This window comes from Mycobacterium sp. pUA109, from assembly GCF_041287095.1.
Taxonomy (GTDB): Bacteria; Actinomycetota; Actinomycetes; order Mycobacteriales; family Mycobacteriaceae; genus Mycobacterium.
In genome coordinates, this window is sequence record NZ_JBGGKS010000017.1 from 110,931 (window position 1) to 132,794 (window position 21,864).

At 63.2% G+C, this 21,864-nt stretch carries 22 protein-coding genes; 14 read left to right on the plus strand and 8 right to left on the minus strand.

The genetic code is table 11. The features are described from left to right. Positions 1-68: 68 nt before the first annotated feature. The 6 genes from ACAG26_RS19555 (at position 69) to ACAG26_RS19580 (ending at position 5,213) form a co-directional block, all read left to right on the plus strand. Entirely contained in the window at positions 69-1,073 is a 1,005-nt protein-coding gene (locus tag ACAG26_RS19555; protein ID WP_370484763.1) for an LLM class flavin-dependent oxidoreductase, read from the plus strand. Positions 1,074-1,270: 197 nt separating this feature from the next. Next, a complete protein-coding gene (locus ACAG26_RS19560; RefSeq protein ID WP_370484722.1) occupies positions 1,271-1,792 on the plus strand; it encodes a TetR/AcrR family transcriptional regulator C-terminal domain-containing protein in 522 nt (173 codons plus the stop codon). A 128-nt stretch (positions 1,793-1,920) separates the two neighbouring features. Next, positions 1,921-2,484 (plus strand): LLM class flavin-dependent oxidoreductase, encoded by a 564-nt coding sequence (locus tag ACAG26_RS19565; RefSeq protein ID WP_370484723.1) that lies wholly within the window; start codon positions 1,921-1,923, stop codon positions 2,482-2,484. Further along, entirely contained in the window at positions 2,481-3,401 is a 921-nt protein-coding gene (locus tag ACAG26_RS19570; protein ID WP_370484724.1) for a hypothetical protein, read from the plus strand. The genes ACAG26_RS19565 and ACAG26_RS19570 overlap by 4 nt, the downstream gene beginning before the upstream one ends. A gap of 106 nt (positions 3,402-3,507) precedes the next feature. Further along, the gene (locus ACAG26_RS19575) at positions 3,508-4,182 is read left to right on the plus strand and encodes an HAD family hydrolase (RefSeq protein WP_370484725.1); all 675 of its coding nucleotides are present in this window, start codon (positions 3,508-3,510) and stop codon (positions 4,180-4,182) included. 236 nt (positions 4,183-4,418) lie between these two features. Continuing rightward, entirely contained in the window at positions 4,419-5,213 is a 795-nt protein-coding gene (locus ACAG26_RS19580; protein WP_370484726.1) for a CoA ester lyase, read from the plus strand. 176 nt (positions 5,214-5,389) lie between these two features. On the opposite strand, the gene ACAG26_RS19585 is transcribed toward ACAG26_RS19580, so the two are convergent. Continuing rightward, positions 5,390-6,307: an acyl dehydratase gene (locus ACAG26_RS19585; RefSeq protein ID WP_370484764.1), complete on the minus strand. Its 918-nt coding sequence runs from the start codon at positions 6,305-6,307 to the stop codon at positions 5,390-5,392. Positions 6,308-6,886: 579 nt separating this feature from the next. On the opposite strand from ACAG26_RS19585, the gene ACAG26_RS19590 reads away from it, so the two are divergent. Genes ACAG26_RS19590 through ACAG26_RS19600 form a run of 3 tightly spaced genes read left to right on the plus strand, consistent with a single transcriptional unit; the run spans position 6,887 to position 10,865 of the window. Continuing rightward, positions 6,887-7,324 (plus strand): MmpS family transport accessory protein, encoded by a 438-nt coding sequence (locus ACAG26_RS19590; RefSeq protein WP_370484727.1) that lies wholly within the window; start codon positions 6,887-6,889, stop codon positions 7,322-7,324. Continuing rightward, positions 7,321-10,194 carry an RND family transporter gene (locus ACAG26_RS19595; RefSeq protein ID WP_370484728.1) on the plus strand — a complete coding sequence of 958 codons (2,874 nt, stop codon included), beginning with the start codon at positions 7,321-7,323 and terminating at the stop codon, positions 10,192-10,194. The genes ACAG26_RS19590 and ACAG26_RS19595 overlap by 4 nt, the downstream gene beginning before the upstream one ends. A gap of 56 nt (positions 10,195-10,250) precedes the next feature. After that, positions 10,251-10,865, plus strand: coding sequence for a TetR/AcrR family transcriptional regulator (locus ACAG26_RS19600; protein WP_370484729.1), 615 nt, complete (start codon positions 10,251-10,253; stop codon positions 10,863-10,865). Positions 10,866-10,912: 47 nt separating this feature from the next. Here ACAG26_RS19600 and ACAG26_RS19605 read toward each other — a convergent pair whose 3' ends face one another. The 6 genes from ACAG26_RS19605 to ACAG26_RS19630 form a co-directional block, all read right to left on the minus strand. Beyond that, on the minus strand, positions 10,913-11,344 hold the full coding sequence (locus ACAG26_RS19605) for a nuclear transport factor 2 family protein (RefSeq protein ID WP_370484730.1): 432 nt from the start codon (positions 11,342-11,344) through the stop codon (positions 10,913-10,915). Positions 11,345-11,357: 13 nt separating this feature from the next. Then, positions 11,358-12,947: a class I adenylate-forming enzyme family protein gene (locus ACAG26_RS19610; protein WP_370484731.1), complete on the minus strand. Its 1,590-nt coding sequence runs from the start codon at positions 12,945-12,947 to the stop codon at positions 11,358-11,360. Positions 12,948-12,949: 2 nt separating this feature from the next. Next, a complete protein-coding gene (locus ACAG26_RS19615) occupies positions 12,950-14,170 on the minus strand; it encodes a cytochrome P450 (RefSeq protein ID WP_370484732.1) in 1,221 nt (406 codons plus the stop codon). Positions 14,171-14,185: 15 nt separating this feature from the next. After that, on the minus strand, positions 14,186-14,710 hold the full coding sequence (locus ACAG26_RS19620; protein ID WP_370484733.1) for a hypothetical protein: 525 nt from the start codon (positions 14,708-14,710) through the stop codon (positions 14,186-14,188). After that, positions 14,710-15,414 (minus strand): TetR/AcrR family transcriptional regulator, encoded by a 705-nt coding sequence (locus tag ACAG26_RS19625; protein WP_370484734.1) that lies wholly within the window; start codon positions 15,412-15,414, stop codon positions 14,710-14,712. Before ACAG26_RS19625 ends, ACAG26_RS19620 begins: the two co-directional genes overlap by 1 nt. Before the next feature lie 151 nt (positions 15,415-15,565). Further along, positions 15,566-16,603, minus strand: a complete 1,038-nt coding sequence (locus ACAG26_RS19630) for an AraC family transcriptional regulator ligand-binding domain-containing protein (protein ID WP_370484735.1) — start codon at positions 16,601-16,603, stop codon at positions 15,566-15,568. 155 nt (positions 16,604-16,758) lie between these two features. Here ACAG26_RS19630 and ACAG26_RS19635 point away from each other — a divergent pair, with 155 nt between their 5' ends. From ACAG26_RS19635 to ACAG26_RS19655, 5 genes are all read left to right on the plus strand, one after another. Beyond that, positions 16,759-17,499, plus strand: coding sequence for an SDR family NAD(P)-dependent oxidoreductase (locus tag ACAG26_RS19635; protein WP_370484736.1), 741 nt, complete (start codon positions 16,759-16,761; stop codon positions 17,497-17,499). Positions 17,500-17,515: 16 nt separating this feature from the next. Then, on the plus strand, positions 17,516-17,974 hold the full coding sequence (locus tag ACAG26_RS19640; protein ID WP_370484737.1) for a nuclear transport factor 2 family protein: 459 nt from the start codon (positions 17,516-17,518) through the stop codon (positions 17,972-17,974). Between the two features lie 36 nt (positions 17,975-18,010). Further along, positions 18,011-18,538, plus strand: coding sequence for a nuclear transport factor 2 family protein (locus tag ACAG26_RS19645; protein ID WP_370484738.1), 528 nt, complete (start codon positions 18,011-18,013; stop codon positions 18,536-18,538). Between the two features lie 113 nt (positions 18,539-18,651). Further along, on the plus strand, positions 18,652-19,407 hold the full coding sequence (locus ACAG26_RS19650) for an SDR family NAD(P)-dependent oxidoreductase (protein WP_370484739.1): 756 nt from the start codon (positions 18,652-18,654) through the stop codon (positions 19,405-19,407). After that, on the plus strand, positions 19,404-19,784 hold the full coding sequence (locus ACAG26_RS19655; protein ID WP_370484740.1) for a nuclear transport factor 2 family protein: 381 nt from the start codon (positions 19,404-19,406) through the stop codon (positions 19,782-19,784). Before ACAG26_RS19650 ends, ACAG26_RS19655 begins: the two co-directional genes overlap by 4 nt. Positions 19,785-19,916: 132 nt before the next feature. Here ACAG26_RS19655 and ACAG26_RS19660 read toward each other — a convergent pair whose 3' ends face one another. Further along, the gene (locus ACAG26_RS19660; protein WP_370484741.1) at positions 19,917-21,650 is read right to left on the minus strand and encodes a phytoene desaturase family protein; all 1,734 of its coding nucleotides are present in this window, start codon (positions 21,648-21,650) and stop codon (positions 19,917-19,919) included. Positions 21,651-21,864: the final 214 nt, after the last annotated feature.

Here is a 21,864-nt window from a genome sequence, read left to right on the forward strand (position 1 = left end):
GGTCGTAACCATGAAATATCCCACTGTTTGGATCGCGAGGGCCCACGATGCCACGACTTGGCGTGAGTATGCCGATGTTGAACCAGCCGCTGTCGGCATTCCCGGCGATGGCGCGGGCGGCTGAGGATGCCGGGTTCGATGCGGTGTGGAACTACGAGTTCTACCGCAATCCGTTCTTGATCCACGCACTGGCCGCGGATGCTACCGAGCGGATTCAGCTGGCAACGGGGCTGGCGATCACGGCCAGTCGCACGCCCTTCGAGTTCGCCAACGCCGCCGCCGACGTCGACGAGGTCTCCGGCGGTCGGTTGGTCGCTGGTATGGGCATCGGCGCCGCCGGGTTCGCCGACGCCTACACCGGTGCGCCGATGGACCATCCGGCGGCCCGGTTGCGCGAGTACATCGAGGTGGTGAAGCTGTGCTGGAAGCACTTCGCGACCGGGGAACCGGTGGAGTTCCACGGCAAATACCAGCACTTTGCCAGCCCGCCGTTCAACCCGTTCGGTACCCGCACGGTGGTCCGCCCGGAGATCCCGATATATCTGGCCGCGCTGCGCCCCACCATGCTCAAACTCGCGGGGGAAGTCGCCGACGGCGTGATCGGCTATATGATGAGCAGTCGCTACCTCGACGAGGTGGTGTGGCCTAACCTTCGCACCGGTGCGCAACGCGCCGGGCGCGACCCCAAACGGCTGACCATCGCCTCCGAAACCATCTGCTCGGTCAGCAACGATCGAGCAGAAGCATTGCGCCGCGCGAAGATCCAGGTCGGGGTCTATGCCTCCTACCCGGTCAGCGAGCCCCTCGTCGCCCAACACGGTCTGCAGAAGGAGCGCCTGGCGGTGCTCGACGCCTTGATGAAGGAAGGGCCCGGGTGCTTCGAGCGCGTGGTGGATGACAAGCTGGTCGAGGCATTGTCCATCACGGGAACTCCCGACGAGTGCCGTCGACAGCTACGCGACTTCGGCGACACGCTGCCCCACGTGATCTTCCATACCCCCTACGTCACTCCCCTCGGACAGGAGGAGAGCGCCGACGCCTACCGGAACATTATCGAGACCTTCGCGCGCTGATACCGTTCACCCGGGACGGGACCCCGCCGGCCGCATGACGCCGGGGAGTTCCGAGGAAGCCGGCAGTATGAAGCTGTGCCAGCTGAACTGAAATCGGGCGGACAGTTGAGTCGCGCCACGATTGTCGCCGCCGCGATCGAGATGATCGAGGAGGACGGCGTCGAATCGTTGTCGATCCGCAAGCTGGCGCGGCGCCGATGTCGCTCTACCGCCACATCGCCACCCAACAAGAGCTGCTGCGCGCCGTCCCCGACACCTATCTCACCGACGTACAGTTTCCGGTCGTCGACGAACTGTCGTGGGACGAGACGATCAAGCGCGTCATCTTGGTGCTCGACGAAGAATTCGAATCCCACCCGCGGTTGGCGGACATCATGTCGGTGCAGCCGATTGAGGCTGCGGCGGTCCTTGCGGCGCTGGAGTTGTGCGCCAGCGCATTACGTCGGGGCGGTCTCGGCGATGACGAGGTGGTGTCCGGCCTCGCCGTTTTGACGGCCTACGCGACGGGTTATGTCCGGCGCAGGGCAGAGCGTCGCCGCAACGCCGCCGTCCAAGAGGAGCGGCTTGCGCGCATCCGGCATCTCGATGAGGTGGAGTTCCCCACGCTGGCGTCGCTGGGCGACGCGGTCACCGCGCTGGGCACCCACCAGTACTTCGAAGCCGGGCTGGACATCCTGATCGACGCGCTGAGTCGCCGCGCCGCCGGACCATCGGCCTGACCCGGAACCGATTGAGCGGGACATGTTGCGTACATGTACTCAACGTGGTAAATCTGACTGCGACTCCTGGTACGCGGACGCTGCCGCGGTGGCGGTTCGAGCCTACCGACTAGGGAAACGAGGCCATCATGCACAACTCTTCTGCCAGCACCGATGACACGGAACTGTCTCCAGTCGTCGACGACCTCAGTATCTATTTGATCGCCGGTCGCGAGCGGATTCGCAACGCCTGCGCCGATCGCGGGCGCGACCCTGACTCGATACACATCTGCCACCCGATCGTCGTCGCTCCCGAACTCGACGACTTCACCACACGTGCATACGCGCACGCGCGTGCGGTGACGTATCTCGAGTGGCCCGGTCACGGCGAGGCGCTCACCGGCTCCAACGGCCGGGGCCGGGACCCCTCCGTCCTCACCCGGCTCCGAGCCCATAAGCAGCTCGTCGGTAAGAACGCCGATCAGGACTTCCACCGGGCAGAGCTCCTCGGGCCTGCCGAGCTGGTCCCCGACGAATGGATGGAAGAGTCGTGTGCGATTGGAACGGTCGAACACTGCGTCGATCGTCTGAGCGACTACCGCGCTGTTGGTGTCGACGAGATCGCGCTCTACGCCGCGACTCCGAAGCAGTGCGAAGGCCTCATCCAGACCTGGCGCAGCCGGGCGTCGGCCCATGAAGGTGCTCCGGTATGACGTCCGACGGCTACGCCGGCGCACCGTGCAACCGTGCCGATGCGAAATGGGGACCGCTGTCGACGCCGGTTCACACCGTGATCCCGGAATTGGACTCGGCGGCCTATCCCTGGCGGGATAACGCATTTTTGAGCTGGTGGGACGTGGATTCGGGGGTTTGCGGGATCGCGCATTTCTCGACCTCACCGAACAGCGGCGGCCGCAGGGCACGGGTAAGTGTGTCGATTCCAGGACGTGTGCACGAAATCATCGAGCCACTCGACGCCGGCTCGTTCGACAGTCCTTCGGTCGACCTCGACCTCGACGGCGAAGTGTACGTTCACCATCCGGAGCTCAGCGTCACACTCCGGCAAGAGCCGCTGTACTCGCCGATCGACTTCACCACCAGCCGTGCGGTCCCGGGGCTCTCCGATGAGTACCCGTTGAATCACTACCAACACGTGGTCCGGGCTAGCGGAACATGCACCGTGGCCGGTGAGAGCCACAATTTCAACGGTCTTGGCTGGCGGGATAGGACCTGGGGGTTTCGCGACGAATCGGTCTCTTGGGTCGACTACACGTGCGCGTGCATCACCCTCGACGACCATGCCGTTGTGCTGTACAGGGTCATCGATCCATCGGGCCGGATACGTTCGCGCGCCTGGCAAATCGACGATGGCGGTCAACATGAGTTGGGAGAGTTCAGCTTCGTGCGGAACGCGAGTGGGCTCCTCGCGGAGGCCGCGTGGGAGACTGTCAGCGGTCAGGCAACCGTGACGACCACTCGAACGCTCGGAGGTTTTTGGAACCCACTCGGTCCAGACCGCCACGACGGCCCAACCTGCAGTGTTTACGACGAGTTCCTTGAACTCCGCACCGATGCCGATGCACCGGCAAGCGCTCTGGTGGAGCATGGCATCATCCGAAACGTGAGCTGACCCTCATGCAGATGGAGAGATCGAGCCAACCGGAAGCTGGGAGCGCGGAGGCCACCAGCGTCGTCTGGCGCGGGGTTGCGGCCCCGCTAACGTGGCTGGGCGAGGAATGCAACGGCGTGACTCGGGGGGCACCAAGGTGATCCGAGCTGTCCTGGTCGACTATGTAGGCACGATGACCGAGAATGTCGGGGAACAGATCCTCAAGTTCGCCGACGCGAGCGGCGCTGATCCGGCTGAGCTAACCGAGATGGTGGCCGGGGGCGGTGTCGGCTCGGATCACCCTTGGTGCCGATTCGAACGCGGCGAACTCACCATGGATGAAGTCGTTGCATGGGGCCGCGCAGAAGGTGCGGCCCGCGGTTGGACGCTCGACTTCGTTCCCCTGATCTACGCCGCCATCGCGGCGCCGGTCCGAGCCGGCATGGTCGGCCGGGTTCGCGGTTTGCGCGAGCGCGGGTATCGCACCGCACTGGTGACCAACAACGTCAGAGAGCTTGCCACGGTGTGGCCGACGATGTTGCCCGTCGGCGAGTTGTTTGACGTGGTGGTCGATTCCAGTGCCGTCGGCGCCCGCAAGCCGGAGCCTGAAATCTTCGAGATCGCCTTGAATCGGCTTGAAGTCGCCCCCGGCGAGGCCATCCTATTCGACGATCTGGAAGTGAACCTGGCTGCCGCTAGGACCTACGGGATGGAGGCCGTCCTAGTGGAAGCCGACCCTGCCTTGGCTTACGCCGAACTGGATCGTCTGATCGCGGACGGGCCGCCAGGCATCGCGGAATGACCGAGGCCTAAGACCTGCAACTCGTCCGAGCCGCCGTTGCTCGCGGTCGCGAGGGCTCAAGACCCGATCTGCCGTAGCACGTGGCACGGGCTCTATATTTTTAACGTAGATTAAGTATCATCGCGCAAGACGCCAATACGGACCATCAAGTTCAGGCGCCAGCGAGCGCGAGGTCCGCAGACAGGTGGTTTTCAACCGATGGCGCGAGGGAGGCAATTCGATTGCAACGGGAACTAGTGACGGCGCGCAGCTTATTGTTCGTGCCGGGAAGCCGGCCGGAACGCTTCCCCAAGGCCGCCAACAGCGGGGCCGACGTGGTGGTCCTCGACCTTGAGGATGCCGTCGCTCCGGCTGAGAAGCCGCAAGCACGGACTAATGCCGAGCGCTGGCTAGCTGGGGGAGGCGTCGGCTTAGTACGGATCAATGCTCGCGAAACGCCCTGGTACCAAGAAGATATTGACATGGTGGCACGTAGCCGCTGCCCGGTGATGATTCCCAAGGTCGAGTCATCGGATGACATCGCAGCCGTCCAGCGATACTTGCCCAACGACACCCCGCTGATTGCGCTGCTCGAGTCCGCGGTGGCAGTTGCCGGAGCGGCGTCGATCTGCCGCATGCCGGGCGTATTGCGTGCCGCATTCGGCAGTTTCGACCTCGGTGCAGAACTGGGCATCGATCCAGACGACCGGCAAGCCCTACTGCATGCGCGTGGCGCACTCGTGTTAGCCTGCGCAGCCGCCAAGATCGCGCCCCCAGTAGATGGTGTCACCGCCGCGGTCGACGACATCGATGCGCTGTCAAGAGACCTCAACCACGCCCGAAGCCTCGGGTTCGGCGGCAAGCTATGCATCCATCCCTGCCAGGTCGCTCACGTCAATCAATGCTTCATGCCGACTGACGACGAGGCCGAGTGGGCCCACCGGGTCTTGAACGGAGCCAGAGGCCAAGGCGTAGCCGTCGTGGACGGCAAGATGGTTGACGCGCCAGTGCTTGCGCGAGCCCGCCGAATAGCAACCTGGACTCGCGGTTGAGAAGCGCCCGAACCATACGGCGCGTGCGCCGTTTGCTCAACGCACGTATCGGCCGATGCTCTTGACCACACGGGCTGCTTGGCGATGCCCAGGATTGCAGCGGTTGTCGACTAAGTCTCCGCAGCGGCATCTCTTGCGACTTCGACAAATTAAACACGACTCCGGGTCCGCAGCGCTCAGAAGTGCAATGCGGTGAAGCGCCAATCCAGCACTCGCCGGTCCTCCGCTGTGCGGACGGCGTAGACCAGCGACCGGAGAGAGAGGACACCGCCGCGCCTACTTGGCAGCGGTCGTGCGTCTTCGATGTGGATGTCGCTGTAGAGTGTGTCACCCTCGCGTACCGGTCCCAGGTGATCGCAGGAAGTCCATCCAAGCACTGTTGCGAGGTTCGGCAACGCACGCGTCACCTGGGCCAGCGCGAGTCCAATGGTGTGACCGCCGTATACCAAGCGCTCACCGGAGACTCGCGAGTCGTGATGCGTGACAGCGATGTTGAGAGTCAGCCGGGCAAGTTCGGTAGCACCGCTCACCAGGTCGGCGGTACTACGATACGTCTTGCCCGAGAGAGTGGGATCGAAGTGCGGTCCGGGTACTCTGTGTCTAAAGGCTTCGTGGTCCCAGTTTGCGGTCGCATCGGGTGCCGGACCCGGATCGTCTCCGGCGGCAGTTAGATCGTCGTCCTGACCATCGCTGACCGTCTCACCGCGGAGCGGCAACATGGCGCATCGGTGGAAGTCGAGCACGAGCCTTTCCGCTTGGTCGACGGTGGTGATGCGTAACGCGGCGAGACCGGTCGGTGGACGATCGGGTTTGGAAGCGTTTCGTTTCAGACCCACAACTTCAGTGCGGGTGTACAAGGTGTCGCCGATCTCTGGGAAGCGGTGAAACTTCAACCCGCGATAGAACAGATTGGCCTTCACCCGTTGTGTGGCGAGTGTCGACTGACCGATCGCTACGTCGCACACGTATCCGGGGTGCGCGATGACCGATGCCGAACCTGTGACGGCGCGGCTGAGGGTCTCGTCGAGTGGCAGGCGCAAGCGATCGCCGAGAATCGATTGGTGCACGGCTGCGCCGCCAGAGGTAAGTGACATCGCAGGAGCCGAATCGAACACCGTGCCCTTGCAAAGCTCGTCGAAGAATGGGCCGCCTGAGTCGCGGACTGCGGTAGTCACGCGAGAATGCTCTCAACGGGCCGACGCGTCTGTCAATCACAGAGGCCAATCCCCCGACTAGGCTACCGGGTCACCCGTGAGCCGCATGAGAAGTGCTGAACGACAGCATATCTGGTGCTTGCAGGGCAAGCCGAAAGTCGCCGGAACATTTCATGATGCCGACGGCTCAGATTCTATCCTATAATAAAAACCGTGGTACGCTTGCCGTCCTCAGCTTGATGCCGGCTTCACGTTTGAGGTGTCGCGGGTTGGGCTTGGAGTGGTGCGCGAGGTTCGGCGGGTGGGGTGAGATTTACTCCAGTGGGCAGTGTGGGCGGCGCCAGTCGACCCACTCCCTAGTGGCGTGCTCGACGTCATCGAGTGTTCTTCGCGGCCCGTGACTGGAGCCCGCCGTGATGTGGTACCGTTTTCTACGGCCACCACGGAACTGGAGTTCCGTTTGGGTTAGGGTGCCACGCGTCGATGTGAATTTGGGTCGCGCAGCTAAGGAGATCGCGGGTGTTTCGGCTGTTCAAGAAGCTGTGGATACCAATTCTTCTGGTTGTTGTGGTCGCGCTGGGCGCATATGTCGTGCTGCGGGTCCGGGACAGTTTCGGTGCCAACGCTTACGCGTCGAGCGCCGACGCGAACGCCGACGATACGAAGCCGTTCAACCCCAAACACATCACCTACGAGATCACCGCACCCTCGGTCGGCAGCGTCAATGTCAACTACCTCGATCAAGACGGGCAACCTCACCTCGTCGAAAACGCCCCGCTGCCATGGTCGTACACCATCGTGACGACCCTGCCGTCGATGTCAGCCAATATCGTCGCCCAAGGCGACACCGGCATGCGCCACCTGCGCTGCCGGGTCATCGTCGACGGCGAGGTCCGCGATGACCGCAGCGTCACCGAATACGAGCCCTTCATCTACTGCTTGGTGAAATCGGTATGAGGAACGAAACGTCAAAGGCCCCACGCTCCCGCATCGCGCATCTGCTACGCATCCTGGCGGTGCCGATCATCCTGTTTTGGGTGCTCGTCTGGATCGGCACCACGCTGTTCGTCCCGGGGCTTGGCGAGGTAGCCGGGAAGCGCTCGGTGCCCATGACGCCGACGGAGGCGCCGGCGTTCAAGGACATGATGAACATTGGCCACAAGTTCCAGGAGTTCGATACGGACTCCACGGCGATGGTCGTTCTCGAAGGCGACAACAAGCTCGGCGACAGTGCCCATGAGTACTACGACAAGATCGTCGCCAAACTCAAGGCCGACAAGCATGTGCAGTTCGCCCAGGACTTCTGGAGCGACCCACTGACCGCTGCCGGCTCCCAAAGCCCGGACGGCAAGGCCGCCTACGTGCAGGTGTTCCTCGATGGCGCCCAGGGCACCGGCCCCAGCCACCAGTCGGTCGCCGCGGTCCGCAAGATCGTTAAGAGCGTCCCGGCGCCGCCGGGCGTGCGCGCCTACGTGGCCGGCAACACTGCGCTCAACACCGACACCCTGATCGCCGCCCATAACAGCATGGAGCTGATGACGCTGGTCACGATCGGTGTCATCTTCCTGATGTTGCTCGTCATCTACCGCTCGCTGCGGAGCGCGATCGTTGCCTTGATATTGGTCCGTTTCGAGCTCTATGCCGCGGAAGGGATCGTGGCCACCGCCGGCCATCTGGACATCATCGGGCTGACCCCGTACGCGGTCAGCATGGTCACCATGCTGACCATCGCCGCCGGGACCGACTATTTCATCTTCTTGCTGGGTCGCTATCACGAAGCCCGGTCCCTGGGCCAAGATCGGGAAGAGGCCTACTACACCGCCTTCCACGGTGTGTTGCACGTTATCGTGGGTTCGGGGCTGACGATCGTGGGCGCCTGCCTGTGCCTGACCGCGTGCCGGCTGCCGTATTTCTGGAGCATGGGCCTACCGTGCGCCATCGCCTTGACGACGACCATGGTGGCAGGGCTGACGCTGGCCCCGGCGGTACTGGTGGTCGGGTCCAAGTTCGGTATCTTCGATCCCAAACGCAAGGTCTCGCAACGCGGCTGGCGTAAAGTCGGTACCTTCGTGACGCGATGGCCGAAACCGATTCTTGTCGTAACGGTCTTTATCGCGGTGATCGGTTTCGCCAGCCTGGCGACCTACGTGCCGAATTACAACGACGAGAAATTCACCCCGGCGAGCATTCCCGCCAACGTATCTCAAACAGCGGCCGAGCGGCACTTCTCGAAAGCCCGGACGAATCCGGAATTGCTGATGGTTGAAGCCGACCACGATGTGCGGAATCCGGCGGACATGCTGATCATCGACCGGATCGCCAAGAGTGTCTTCCACGAACGCGGCATCGGGCGGGTGCAAACCATCACCCGCCCCCTGGGGGCGCCGATCGAACACAGTTCGCTGCCGTTCGTGATGGCCATGAATAATTCCAGCACCTTGCAGACGGCAAAATTCATGAACGACAGCATGGCCTCGATGCTCGAGCAGGCCGACGAGATGGGCCACACGATCGCGACCATGGAGCATATGTATGGCGTCATGCAGCAGGTGACCGACACCACGCACGATATGACCGGCGACATGCACGTCATGCAGGACGATATTGAGCAGATGCGCCAGAGCGTCGCCGATTTCGATGACCAGTTCCGGCCCATCAAGAACTACTTCTACTGGGAACCGCACTGCTTCGATATCCCGATGTGCTGGTCGTTGCGGGCCATATTCGATCTGCTGGACGACGTCGACCTCATGACCGACGACTTGGGTCTGACCGTGAAAGACATCGATAAGCTCGACGCCCTGATGCCGAAAATATTGGCCGATCTCCCAAAAATGGTCGAGTCGATGAAGAACATGCGTGGCTTCATGTTGGCCACCCACAGCGCGATGGCCGGCATCCAGCGCCATATGCAAGAGGGTGCCGAGGGATCGACGCAGATGGGAAACTACTACGACGAAGCCCACAATGACGACTATTTTTACCTGCCACCGGAGGTCTTCCAGAATCCCGACTTCAAACGCGGGCTGAAAATGTTCGTGTCCCCCGATGGCACGGCCGTTCGATTCATCATCACCCACCAGGGTGATCCCGCGTCGGTGCAGGGCATCGAGCACGTCCAGGGCATCAAGCAGGCGGTCGCCGACGCGATCAAGGGAACGCCGTTGGCGTCGGCGAAGGTGTCGCTGGCGGGCACCGCCTCGATGTACAGCAACCTGCAGGACGGGGTGAAGATTGACCTGACGATCGCCGGTATCGCCACCGTGATCCTGATCTTCGCGATCATGTTGCTGATTACCCGCAGCCTGGTGGCCGCCCTGGTGATCGTCGGGACCGTGCTCGCATCGTTGGGTACCGCCTGCGGTCTGTCCGTGCTGCTGTGGCAGGACATCTTGGGGCTGGGCTTGCAATGGATTGTGCTGCCGCTGACCGTCATCATCCTGCTGGCGGTGGGCTCGGACTACAACCTGCTGTTGGTGTCCCGGCTGAAAGAAGAAATCCCGGCCGGCCTCAACACCGGGATCATCCGGGGTATGGGCGCCTCCGGCGGGGTGGTGACCGCCGCCGGTTTGGTGTTCGCGGCGACCATGGCGTCGATGATGATCAGCGACCTGCGGGTGATCGGACAGTTGGGCACCGCGATCGCCATGGGCCTACTGGTGGACACCTTCATCGTGCGGGCCTTCATGACACCGTCGATCGCCGCCGCGCTGGGCCGCTGGTTCTGGTGGCCGCTGAACACCTTCCGGATGAAGAAGGACACCCCTGAGCCGGAGCCTGAGGCGGAATTGAACACCGCGCCGATCCCGCAACCGACGACGTTGTGAAACGCGGGCGCAAACCTGCCACGCTGGCAGCGTCGTCATCCGACAGATCGGGACACATGACTCAGACGGAACCACCGCTGCGCCAGCGCACCGTCGGGCGGCTCGACCGCTCCCGCGACCCGGCGATCCTGGACGCCGCACTGGCCGTCGTCTCCGAAAACGGCTACGACGCCGCCAACATGAACGACATCGCCGCACGTGCCGGAGTCGGAAAGGCCGCCATCTACCGCCGATGGTCGTCCAAGGCGGCGCTGGTCACCGACGCCCTCATCTACTGGCGACCCGATCTGCTCATCAAAGACGCCCCGGACACCGGCAGCCTGACCGGTGATCTGGACGCCCTCGTCGAACGGGTTGGGCGCGAGAACGATGACCCCGTCCCCAACGATCTGGTGTTGCGCGTCGCCCTGCAAGCCGCCCACGACCCCGACCTGGCCGCCACCGTCGACGACCTCGTGCTGCTCAAAGGCAGAGGCGTAGTCGCGAAAATCCTGGCGCAAGCGGCGGCCCGAGGCGAAATCTCACCCGACCGCGACTGGTCCATGATCGCCGACGTCGTGCTGGCCATGGGCCTGCTGCAGGTCATCCGCGGACAGAGCATGAACGCCGACTTCGTCCGACAAGTCATCGACACACTGGTTCTCCCTGCGGTCCACGCACCGTCGACGTAGGTATCCGGCAAACCGCTGCCCAAGTCGCCGTCCGGTGCGGCAGCGGCTCATGGCAGCGGGGGGATCTCCGAGACACCGATCTGGCGTAGCACGTCGGCGAGGTTCCAGTAGTCGCGATTGTGAGCTATCAGCCCATCGCGGACGACTCCTGTCGAGATCCCGCGGATGGTGAATGACTGGCCTGAATCGTTGAAGATTCCGAAGCTGCCCTCGATGACACCGGAGACGGTCCACTCGAAGCTGTAGCTCTGCTCGTCGACGACGAGGCTCTCCGGCAAGGCCTTGAAGGACTCTCCCGCTGCATCGAAGTAGAGGTGCCAGAAGGCCTGAACGGCATCTTTTCCGTGGTGGATCTGCTGGATCGCGAGATCCTCATAGCTGACGTCGTCGGTGAAACAGGCTATGGCCGACTGCACGTCCTTGGCGGCGAACGCATTCCAGTAGCGCGTGAGCAGTTCTCGGTTACGGGTGGCGGACATCGTGCTCTCCTTGTCATGTCGGAAAATGTGCGCACGGCTCCTCGCCCGACCTGCCGGGCGGGAAGATTTCGTGATGTGTCTTTGAGCGGTAGTGCTCTCGTAGGGCGGGCTTGGCCACCTTGCCGGTGGCATTGCGGGGCAGTGCATCGACGAGGTCGAGATGCTGTGGGTACTTGTAGCGGGCAATGCGACCTGCGCAGGCCGCGCGCAGCCCGTCCAGGGTGACGTCTGCGCCTGGGGCAGCCACCACGACCGCCAGGCCGACCTCGCCCCACTTTGGGTCGGGCACGCCGATGATCGCCACCTCGGCGACCTCGGGTAGGTTGATCAGGATGTTCTCCACCTCGGCCGCATAGACGTTCTCGCCGCCGGACTTGTACATGTCCTTATAGCGGCCGGCGATGTAGAAGTAGCCGTCGGCATCGCGGCGGGCGGCGTCGCCGGTGCGGAACCACCCGTCTACGAAGTAGCGTTCATTGGGCTGGTTCCAGTAGCCAGGGGTGACCGCCGGCCCTTTCAGCCACAGCTCGCCGACCACACCGTCGGCGACATCGACCAGGGTGTCGGGGTCGACCACCCGCACCGCGGTGTGGAGCACCGGCTTGCCGCAGGTGCCGGTCAGCGCCCGCTCGAGCCCGTCGTCGAGTACCAGTGCGGCCGGTCCGGTCTCGGTGCCACCGTACTGCGGGTGCAACGCGATGCCCTTGGCTGCAAATGCCCGCAGCAGGTCCGGGCTGGTCGCCCCACCGCCGATGACCATCGTGCGCATGGTGTCGAAGTCGGTGGCGGCGAACGCCGGGTCATCGATGAGCGTCTGCAGCAGCGACGGCGCGGTGGTCAGGTGGGTCACCGCGTGGGCGTGGTCGCCGATGTAGGCCAGGATCGCCCCGGGATTCCAGCGGGCCATCGTGGTGACCCGCCCACCGTGCATCAAAATCGGGTTGGCTAACACGTTCAGCCCACCGGCATGGAACAACGGCATGGGATTGAGCATGTGCACGCCGGGCGCCGCGACCTGGGTCGCGCTGAGAATGTTGAACGCGTTCCACATCATCGAGGCGTGGGAGACCATCGCTCCTTTGGGCGTGCCGGTGGTACCCGATGTGTAAAGGATGTGGGTGACCACGTCGGGATCGGGCGATTGTGGCGGCATCGGAGCCAACCCGTCGCCGTGCTGAGAGCCGGTCAGAGCTTCCAGTTCGAGAACCCGCCGCACGCCCGCTGCAGAGGCGACCTGTCGCGCCGGCTCGGTCCATTGCGCGTCATGTGTCAGCGCCGATACAGCCGCGTCGGCGCACTGGTGGCACATCTCCTCGATCACCAGTCGCCAGTTCAGCGGCACCATCACCACGCCGGCTCGCATCGCGGCGAACTGCAGTATGAAGCCTTTGGGATCGTTGTCGGCCACCACGGCTAGCCGGTCCCCAGGGCGCAACCCCTCGGTCCGCAGTCTGGCCGCCGTCACCCCGACCCGGTGTTCCAGCTGCGCCCAGCTCACCTGCTCGCCGGTGTCCGCGCTGGCCAGCACGATCGACTGGGGCCGGACGGACGCATGGTGGGCCACCCAGTCCAATGCCGGGAAGCGCATTGGCCTCGACTGCACGATCAGGATTCTCGTCGGTCGAAAGTCATTGGGAGAGTGGCGGGCCCGTGAATCATCCCGGTGTCGTAGGTGATGTCGTGGACGCCGTCCAGACGCACATTCGTGATCGCCGCGAGGAACTCGGCGAAACCGATCTGCAGCTGAAGGCGGGCCAGGTTCGACCCGAGACAGCGGTGGATACCGATCCCGAAGGTCGTCAGCGCCCTGCGCGTGAGATCGAAGCGTAGTTCGTTAGCGGCCGGATACTGCTGTTCGTCCCGGTTGGCCGAACCGAAATTGATGATCAGTCGATCTCCAGGAGCGAATCTGCGGCCGGCCAGCTCAATCTCCTGTGTCACGGTCCGCCCCATGATCGCCACCGGGCTCTCGAATCGCAGCAGCTCGTCCATGTCATGAAGGATCCATCCCGGGGCCCGGACCCGGTCCTCCAAGCCGGGAACAGTCGCGATGCGGGCGGCGATATTGCTCAACGCGCTCTTCGTTGTGTCCAGGCCTGCCAAGAAGAGGGTCGTGATAACGCCGATGACCTCCTCGGAGGCCAACGGCCGTCCCAGGATCGAGCCGCCGAGCAACGCGGTCAGGATGTCGTCTGGGCCGCCGGGATGCTCCTGGCGCATCTGGATGTACTGTGCCGCGAACACCGCTAGCTCACCGAAAGACTCCGGGGTCGCCTCGCGTGCGCAGCGGGCGACGATTCGCCCGCCATGCGCGATGCGTTCTTTGTCGTCGTCGTCGAAGATGATCGTGGAGAGCACCCCCGCGGAAAGCGGGATCGCGAAGTCGTTGACAAACTCGCAACGCCCGACGTCGATGAACTTCTCGAGGGCAGCACGGGCGATCGAGCGCATCTGGTCTTCGAAGCGAAGCAGCGTGTTGCGGGACATCAACGGGTTGAGGATCTTTCGCAGGTCGGGGTGCACAGGGGGATCGCTGTCGAGCGGCGGCAGCGGCACCGCGGCCTCGCTGATTGCCGCACCAGTCGAGGAGAATATTTCCGGATGCCCGAGCACGTAGCGGACGTCGGCATGACGCGACAGCATCCAGTAGTCGGTGTGCGGATCAGGCCCGGGATGCACCTGCAGCGCTGGGCATTTCGCCCGAGCGTAAGTTAGCACCTCCCACTTGTGCTTCGCCGTCTCGACGGCGAACGGGTCGTAGTGTTCCGCCATCTCGACAATGTCGATTGGAACGGTGCTTTGCCGGGAGTTGTCGGCGTTGGTCACGTGGCGGATCCCTCCTCAGTCCTTCCTTCTCCTGCGAGCCCGGTGGCCGTCGAAGGCGTTCGTGGTCACCGTGGGGACGAACTTGATCACCACTCGGCCCGGGTGGTCGGCGGCGCGGACATGGGCCTGCTGCGCCTGCTCGTCATGGGGGTCATAGCGTTTGGCAATCTCGGTGAGGAACCATAGAATCCGCTGGCGATCGCGGACGACCTCGCTGACCCCCTTGTAGGACACCGACTTGGAAAGACCCATCGAAGTGCCGACCGAGGAGATCACGACACACGAACGGGGATCGCGCATAATGGCTTTGACCCGTACCCGAGATTCCTCGGCGCACAGCCAGATCGCACCTTCGGAGTAGACGAACGCCTCGGTCAAGGCGACCGGCTCGCCTGCGCGGTTGGTCCAGCAGAATGTGCACTCGAACTGCTCGGCCAGCAATCGTTCCAGACTCTCCTCGCTGAGGACGAATGCTCGGGCATCAGCGAGGGAATCGATTTGCACGTCGCCGCGCCGCGCCGACGAGGGTGCTGCAGACATCAGGTCTGTCCTTCCGTTGCGTTCGAGAGACTTTCGCTGTCCTCAACAACACTGGTCGCCGGCGGCGGGTTCTCGTCCGCCGCACCCACCAGAGTGACCACCGCCCAGCTCGCGAGCGCGGCGGCCTCATCCGGGTCGCAGCCGCCTTTGTCGGTGAGATACAGATACGCGGGCCCCGAGGTGAGCATCCGAATCAGCAGTCCCAGACCCGCGCCTTGCTGGGCGCTGAGGCGATCGGACACCGGTTCAAGGAGACTCGCGATCATGGCCGCGCGATCCGGCTCACGGCGTCTGCGCACCTCACGGCCGAACCTCTGCTGACTCAGCGTGGCGCGCACGAAGCCCTCATGCTGATGCATCTGGCGGAACATCGAGCGAAGGGCCTCGGCTAGCGTCTCGAGCCGCGGTGTGCTTCTGGAACCCGAGAACTCCTCAAACGCGACTGAGGCGATCGCTGCGAAGAGCGCGTCCTTAGTCCCGAAATGCCGGTAGACCGTCGCCACCGACACATTAGCCCGCTTCGCGACATCGGGTACTGAAATCGATTCTGGCGCCGCGGCGTTCTCGCTCACCAGCGTGATCAGCGCGTCCACGATGCAACGCGAAGTCTGATCGGCCTGGCGCTGGCGCAGGTCCATGTCGTATCGACGACGGGCGCGACTCGCGCGGGCGGCGGTGTCATCGATACGCACCGGTGGTGCCATCGCCCAGTCTCCAATCGTCGATAGGCTTCTATATTGATAATAGGGATCGCCCCGCGAATTTAGCAATAACCCATCGCTGGTCAGCTAGCGTCTGCGGGATTGGCTGGCTGGCGCGCTGGTGCTGGGCCTCAAACCCAGTACGCGGACCCCTTCAGCAGTGGCGGGTCAGCGCTCCGGGTGTGGCGCCGGTCCAGCGCTTGAACGCGCGGATGAAACTGGCGGCTTCGGCGAAGCCGGTCTGGAGGGCTGCCTCGCTGACCGTGTGTCCAGATCTGAGCAACTCGAGGGCGATGGTCTTGCGCACGTCGTCGACGAGTTCGCGGAAGCCGACACCTTCGGCAGTTAGCCTGCGGCGAAGCGTTCGGCTGGTGACATTGAAGGTGGCGCTGAGCTCGTCAAGGGTGGGGATGCGGTCCGGTTCGCGCAGCAGCGCCGCGCGTACCCGGCCGGCCATATCGGCACCCTTGGTGGCACGCAGGCGGTGTTCTACGAGCTCTTGGCAGCGCCGTGTCCACATCTGGACGGCGACAGGGTCGGACTGTGGCAGCGGAGCGTCCAGCAGCGTCGCGGGTAGTCGGATCAGGTTGTGGGAGCTGTCATGCTCGACGATATGTGGCGCGACGGCAGCGGCCAATATGGATCCCGCTTGCCACCCAAGGGTGGTCTCGATGGAGACGCGCACCGATTTGCCGAGCAGCCGGTCGATCACGGCCGCTTGCGCGGCCAGATCTCGTTCGATGATGAAGTTGCGCACGTCGTGGGGAACTTCATCACAGTCCAGTACGAGGCGAACGTCATGGCAGTGGTAATCCACCCGTGGGCGACTGAACACAAACGACAGCTTGCCGTACCCGTAGCGCGCGCCGATGTCGATCGCTTCGCGCAGCGTGCGGCTGTTGAGCATCGCAAATCCCCAGACCCCGAGCATGCCGAGTGTCATCTGACAGCCGGCTTCCACGCCAACGCCGCACACTGAATCCATGCGCCGCATCACATTGCGGATGATGGTCAGGTCTTGGCCCGCAGTAATTTCCACGTCGCTGCGGGATAGGTCCTCTGGGGTCAGCCCAGTCGACAGCAGACAGGCTCTCACCGGCACCCCATGCCGCTCCGCGGCCCGAGTAACTGCCAGGGCGGCGAAAGGCGTGCGGGCGAAGTCCCAACTCGGCGCCATGGTTGTCGTTGTCATCGGGCTTAAGGGTAGGCGCGAAAGGAGCGATGGGTTGTCCGAATCGGTCAATTCGGCGTCCGGCCGGGGTAAGGGTAAACCGCTGCGGCACTTCTACGCTGAGGCCAGGCAGGTCATATATCCGATACCGAGACTACAAGGGCGGAGCCATAACCTTGACACAACGATTAGCCGGCAAGACGGCGGTGATCACTGGTGCTGGTTCAGGTTTGGGACGTGCGACTGCTGCGCTATTCCACCGCGAGGGCGCCCAGGTTGTTCTCGGCGATATCTCGGGTCAGCAGAACGAGGCCGCCGACCAACTCGGACGAAACGCGCTGGCCGTCTCCGTCGACGTGACGCGGCCTGATCAGGTCGCGTCCCTCATTCGAGCGGCTGTTACAGAGTTCGGCGCACTTGATGTAGTCGCCAATTGCGCAGGTATCGATGGTGAGCTGACCCCCGCAGCCGCGATCTCGAACGCGAACATGCAGCGGGTGTTCGACGTTAACTTCATGGGACCGTTTCACGCGATGCGTGCGGCCATTCCCGTGCTTATTGAACGTGGCGGCGGCTCGATCATCAACGTCGCCTCAGCGACCACCGAGAAAGCGTTTCCAATGCTGGCGGCCTATGCTGCCAGCAAGTCGGCGTTGGTCTCGTTGACGCGCGCTTTTGGCGCTGAGTACGCCGCAGCGGGTATCCGCGTGAACGTCGTCAGCCCGGGCGTGATCGACACGCCGCTGTCGCGGGCATTCCCGCCCGAAATGTTCGACGGCGCTGTCCAAGCCACCCCGATAAAACGACCGGCGACCCCGGAAGATATTGCTAACGCCCTGCTGTTCTTCGCTTCCGATGACTCAGCATTTGCAACTGCCGGGACACTTTTCGTCGACGGCGGTATGAGTGTCGCATGAAAGGGCACGACCAAAAATGACCGCGGCCTACGCCGATCGTGAAGCGATCCGGGAGTTGTCCGCCCGGTACAACCTCGCCGCCGATACGCGGGATCTGCAAGCCTACGCCGACTGCTTCGTCGCCGACGGAGCTTTCGAGATGGTCGGGCTGACCCGCCTGCAGGGCCACGACGCGTTGAAAGCGATGATCAGCGCACTAGATTTCCCGACGCTTCACGTCAGCAACGACGCCCTTATTGACACCGACGCTGACGGAGCCGTCCAGACGTGCGCGTTGACGATCTTCGCCCGTGAACCCGATAGCAACAACATGGTCGTTCTTACTACCGGTCGCTATTCAGACCGCCTCGTGAAGACTGAGTCCGGTTGGCGTTTCGTCGAACGGATCGCAAAAACCGACAACGATCTGGGGGCCGCGATCAGCCAGTTCAGTCCCGCATTCGCGGCGCTGATGGATGGCGCGGCAACCGGCTGACATTGCTCACCACTCATACCGCCAGGAGGGTATTTGATGGACGATGTTGCCAAACTTTTGGCGATACAGTCGATTCGTAACAGCAAAGCGCGATATGGGCGTGGGGCAGACACTCAAGACTGGGACGTGTTCGCCAGCTCCTTTACCGAGGACGCATTGTGGGATGAACGGGGCTGGGCAATCGCTCGATTTCAGGGTACCGGAGAATGGAACAGCGTCGGCTGTGAAGTTGACTATTCGGTGCTCGAGGAGATGTCGACTATTCAACCGTGGCCTATTCGTGGCCGTGCAGCTATTCAAGAGTCAGGACGCGACGTCACCAACGGCGTGGCTACATTCCACCAGATGTTGAATCCAGAAATCGAGTTCCTGACCGACACATGCGCATCAGTTGTCTGGCCATTTCAGGATACTCTTCACTTTCCGAAAGGATCACCGATCGAGTGCTTCGACGGGTTGGGGCGATACATCGAAACATATGCTCCCGAGGGGGATGAATGGCGCATAAAGACATGCCGCGTTCTTCGGTTCATCGCGACCGTCAAAGGACCGATTGACGAGTAAAGACCACCGATGGGGTAGACGACCTCATCTGCACCGGCAGGGTCATCGGGTCGCGAGGGGCAACGGCTGGTCGGTCCGATGCCCGGCAGCACAAACTAGACGACGGAGTGATGATGACGGCTCGAATGAAGGGGAAGGTGGCGATAGTCACCGGGGCTGGACGAGGCATCGGTGAAGCGATGGCCCGCGCATTGGCGGCCGAGGGTGCCTCCGTGGTGGTTGCCGATATCTCGGGTGACCAGGAATCAGTCGCCAAATCGATCGGCGGTGCCGCCGTTGGGTTCAATGTCGATGTGACGTCCTCGGCGAGCGTTGCTGCGATGGTCAAGTTTGCGGTCGAGCGCTTCGGCGGACTGCATGTTCTCTGTAATAATGCCGGCATTGACGGAGACATCGCGCCCACTGCGGCGTACTCTCCGGAGAACTTTGACCGCGTCATCGCCGTTAACCTGCGTGGCGTATTCCTCGGCATGCACCACGCCATCCCCGCAATGCTGCAATCCGGCGGCGGATCCATCATCAATACAGCATCGATCGCCGCCGTCAAGTCACCGCCAGGCATCGTCGGCTACTGCGCCGCGAAGGCCGGGGTCATCGGTTTGACCAAAGGGGCGGCTTCAGATCATTCCCGAGGGGGAATACGCGTGAATGCGATCCTTCCCGGCGTCATTGAGACCCCGATGTATCTGCAACTGGTCGACACCAACCCCGCGATGCACGACATCATCACCGCGGAGGCCAACCGGGCCGCCATCGGACGCACGGGCAAGGCCGAGGAAGTCGCCGCCGCGGTGGTCTTTCTCGCCAGTGATGAATCCTCCTTTCTCACCGGACTTGCCCTACCGGTCGACGGGGGGTACGCGATATGACCACAACTGCGCAGGCCACCCGCGCCACCGTTGAAGCGTTCTACGCAGCCGGCGCTGGTCTTGACTTCGACCGGTTCTTCGGCCTGCTTCATCCCGAGATCGTCGTCTATGAACCGGAATGCCTCCCCTACGGGGGAACCTACCGGGGCATACCTGAGGTCCAGGGCCTGATCCAACAACTGGGCCAATACCTTGACCCTGCCACCGTGCGGCTTCGTAAGCTGCTGGTGGAGGCCGACAGCGCGGTCGCCACGATCACCATTGCGACACAAGCCGACGCAATGGAACTCCTCGTCAGCGAGCACTATCGGGTAAGCGGCGACAAGATCGTCGAATTGCGAATCTTCTTTTTCGACTCGACGCCCATCGGCACATAGAACACGACGACCCGCGCCTACTCTGTTGGTTCCCTACAACTCATCGACACCCAAGACCCCCTGACACAAAGTCCCCGCCGGCGGGCGCCTGCTTCGGCGGTTGGCTTGCGTCCCAAAGCGGGACACTGCGGCTCAGCCCCGCAGCTCCGCGGGGAACGGATCATTCTGCCCACTGGTGTAGGGATTTGCGGCCCGCCGCTTCTCGCCGGCCAACCTAGCCTTCAACGCGCCAAGACGTCCGCCCTTGTCCTCAAGGGCGAACTCCTTGATCATCGTGCGAGCGGCGTTCTGCCCAGGCATGCCGCTGATGCCTGCCACCGGATGGGTGCCCGAGCCAGTCAGATAGAGACCGGGAACGGGTGTCTTGTAGCCCGCGAATCCGGCCACCGGTTTGTTGGGCCCGAACCGGGTGATGGTGGGGTCGACGTGATAGACGCTGCCATCGATCGCCCAGAACCGCTCCTCGATATCGGGGAGCACGAGCGGATGAACGGCGACCTGTATCGACTCGACGCCCTTGTAGTACATCTCAGCATCCTTGATGATGCTGTCGGTGATCTCCTTGCGAGCCACGTCCCAGCCCTCTTCCGGGTAAGAAGGCGTGAGCCCGGTCCAGAACCACCACAGGTCTTTCCCCTCGGGCGACATCGACGGATCGAACGCGTTGGTGACCTGCGCAAGGCCAGGGATCGCCTCGGGCACCTGGCCGCGGACACAGGACCGCGCGGCCGCGGCGGCCTGCTCGTAGGTGTGGTAGCAGTTGCACGCCAACCGTAGATCGATACCATCGCCGCGCCACTTCTCGTGCTTAGACATATCAACCCTGCCGCTCAGCGCCACATTGACCTTCGCATCCGCGATACCGCGCTTGCGGGTGGGAATGTGATCCGCCGCATTCTGCTTTTTGTGCTCCAGCACGCCTCGCGGCAGCAGACGGGTCAGCGTGGTCCGCGGGCTGCACGCGGTGAGTACCCCGCGCCGCGCAACAATCTCGCGGCCATTCGCCAGACGCACACCAGTCGCGCGCCCACCGGTGATAACGATCTCCTCCACCGGTGCACTGGTGATGATACGACCGCCGTTGGACTCGATACTGGCGATCAGCGCACGGGGGAACGAGCCGGTGCCTCCGTGGAACATCGCGACGCCATACTTGCTCAGTACGCCCAGGTAGATCAGCGACCACCCGGACAAGTCGGCGTCGAAGGGCATGAAGGGAAGACTGGTCAGCAACGGCGCACGGATCATGTCGTGCTCGAAGCTCTCCTCAATGGCCTCCATCTGCGAACTGGCCATCCAGCGGCCGATGTTCACCAGCTGCTTGCGGTTCTTCGCCACCGCCTTCATCGCCTTGAAGATCGCAGGCAGTTCGGGGCGCGTCACGCTGGTCTGCATCAACGGCAAACCGATCTCGACGGCGGCGTCGATCACCTCGTAGAGGTCTAGCAGGGCTGCGGCGTCCCTCTTGGAGAAGTAGCTCAGCTCATCTGCTGTCTTCCGCGGGTCGCGCCACAGGCCCAGCGACGAGCCGTCCGCCGCGAGCTGGAAGTGCGCTGGGTCGATGACGGTCTGTCTGAGGCCGAACCTGCGCGACAGACCCAGATCTTCGTTGATCGTGGTGGTACGGAACAGCGAGGCCTGGATCGATGCTTCATTCATGGTGTACTCGGGCGCCCCAGGGAACGGGTTGGTGGCCGTCATTCCCCCCGCTGTCGGCGAGGCTTCCACCACGAGCACGTCGAGGCCTGCCTGCGCGAGGTAGGCGGCGGACACCAAGCCGTTGTGTCCAGAGCCGACCACCACCACGTCGGCACCGTGCGGAGTGTTCGACTCGTTGATGGGGTAGGCCAGGCGAGGTGCGGGCATGGGCAGTCTCCTTCAGCTGACGACTTTGAATCTAGGATAGAAAATATTCTCCAAATATGAAACCCGTACGCATGTCGCGTTGACTGGCCACAAGGTACCCGTGCCCAGCGGGCGGTCCCGGCTCCGAAACTGATTGCCCACAGACTCGACGCCCTATCGGCGAGAGGGCGTCGCGCACAGAATCCGTGCCGACCCGTCAGTGGGGGGTGATCTG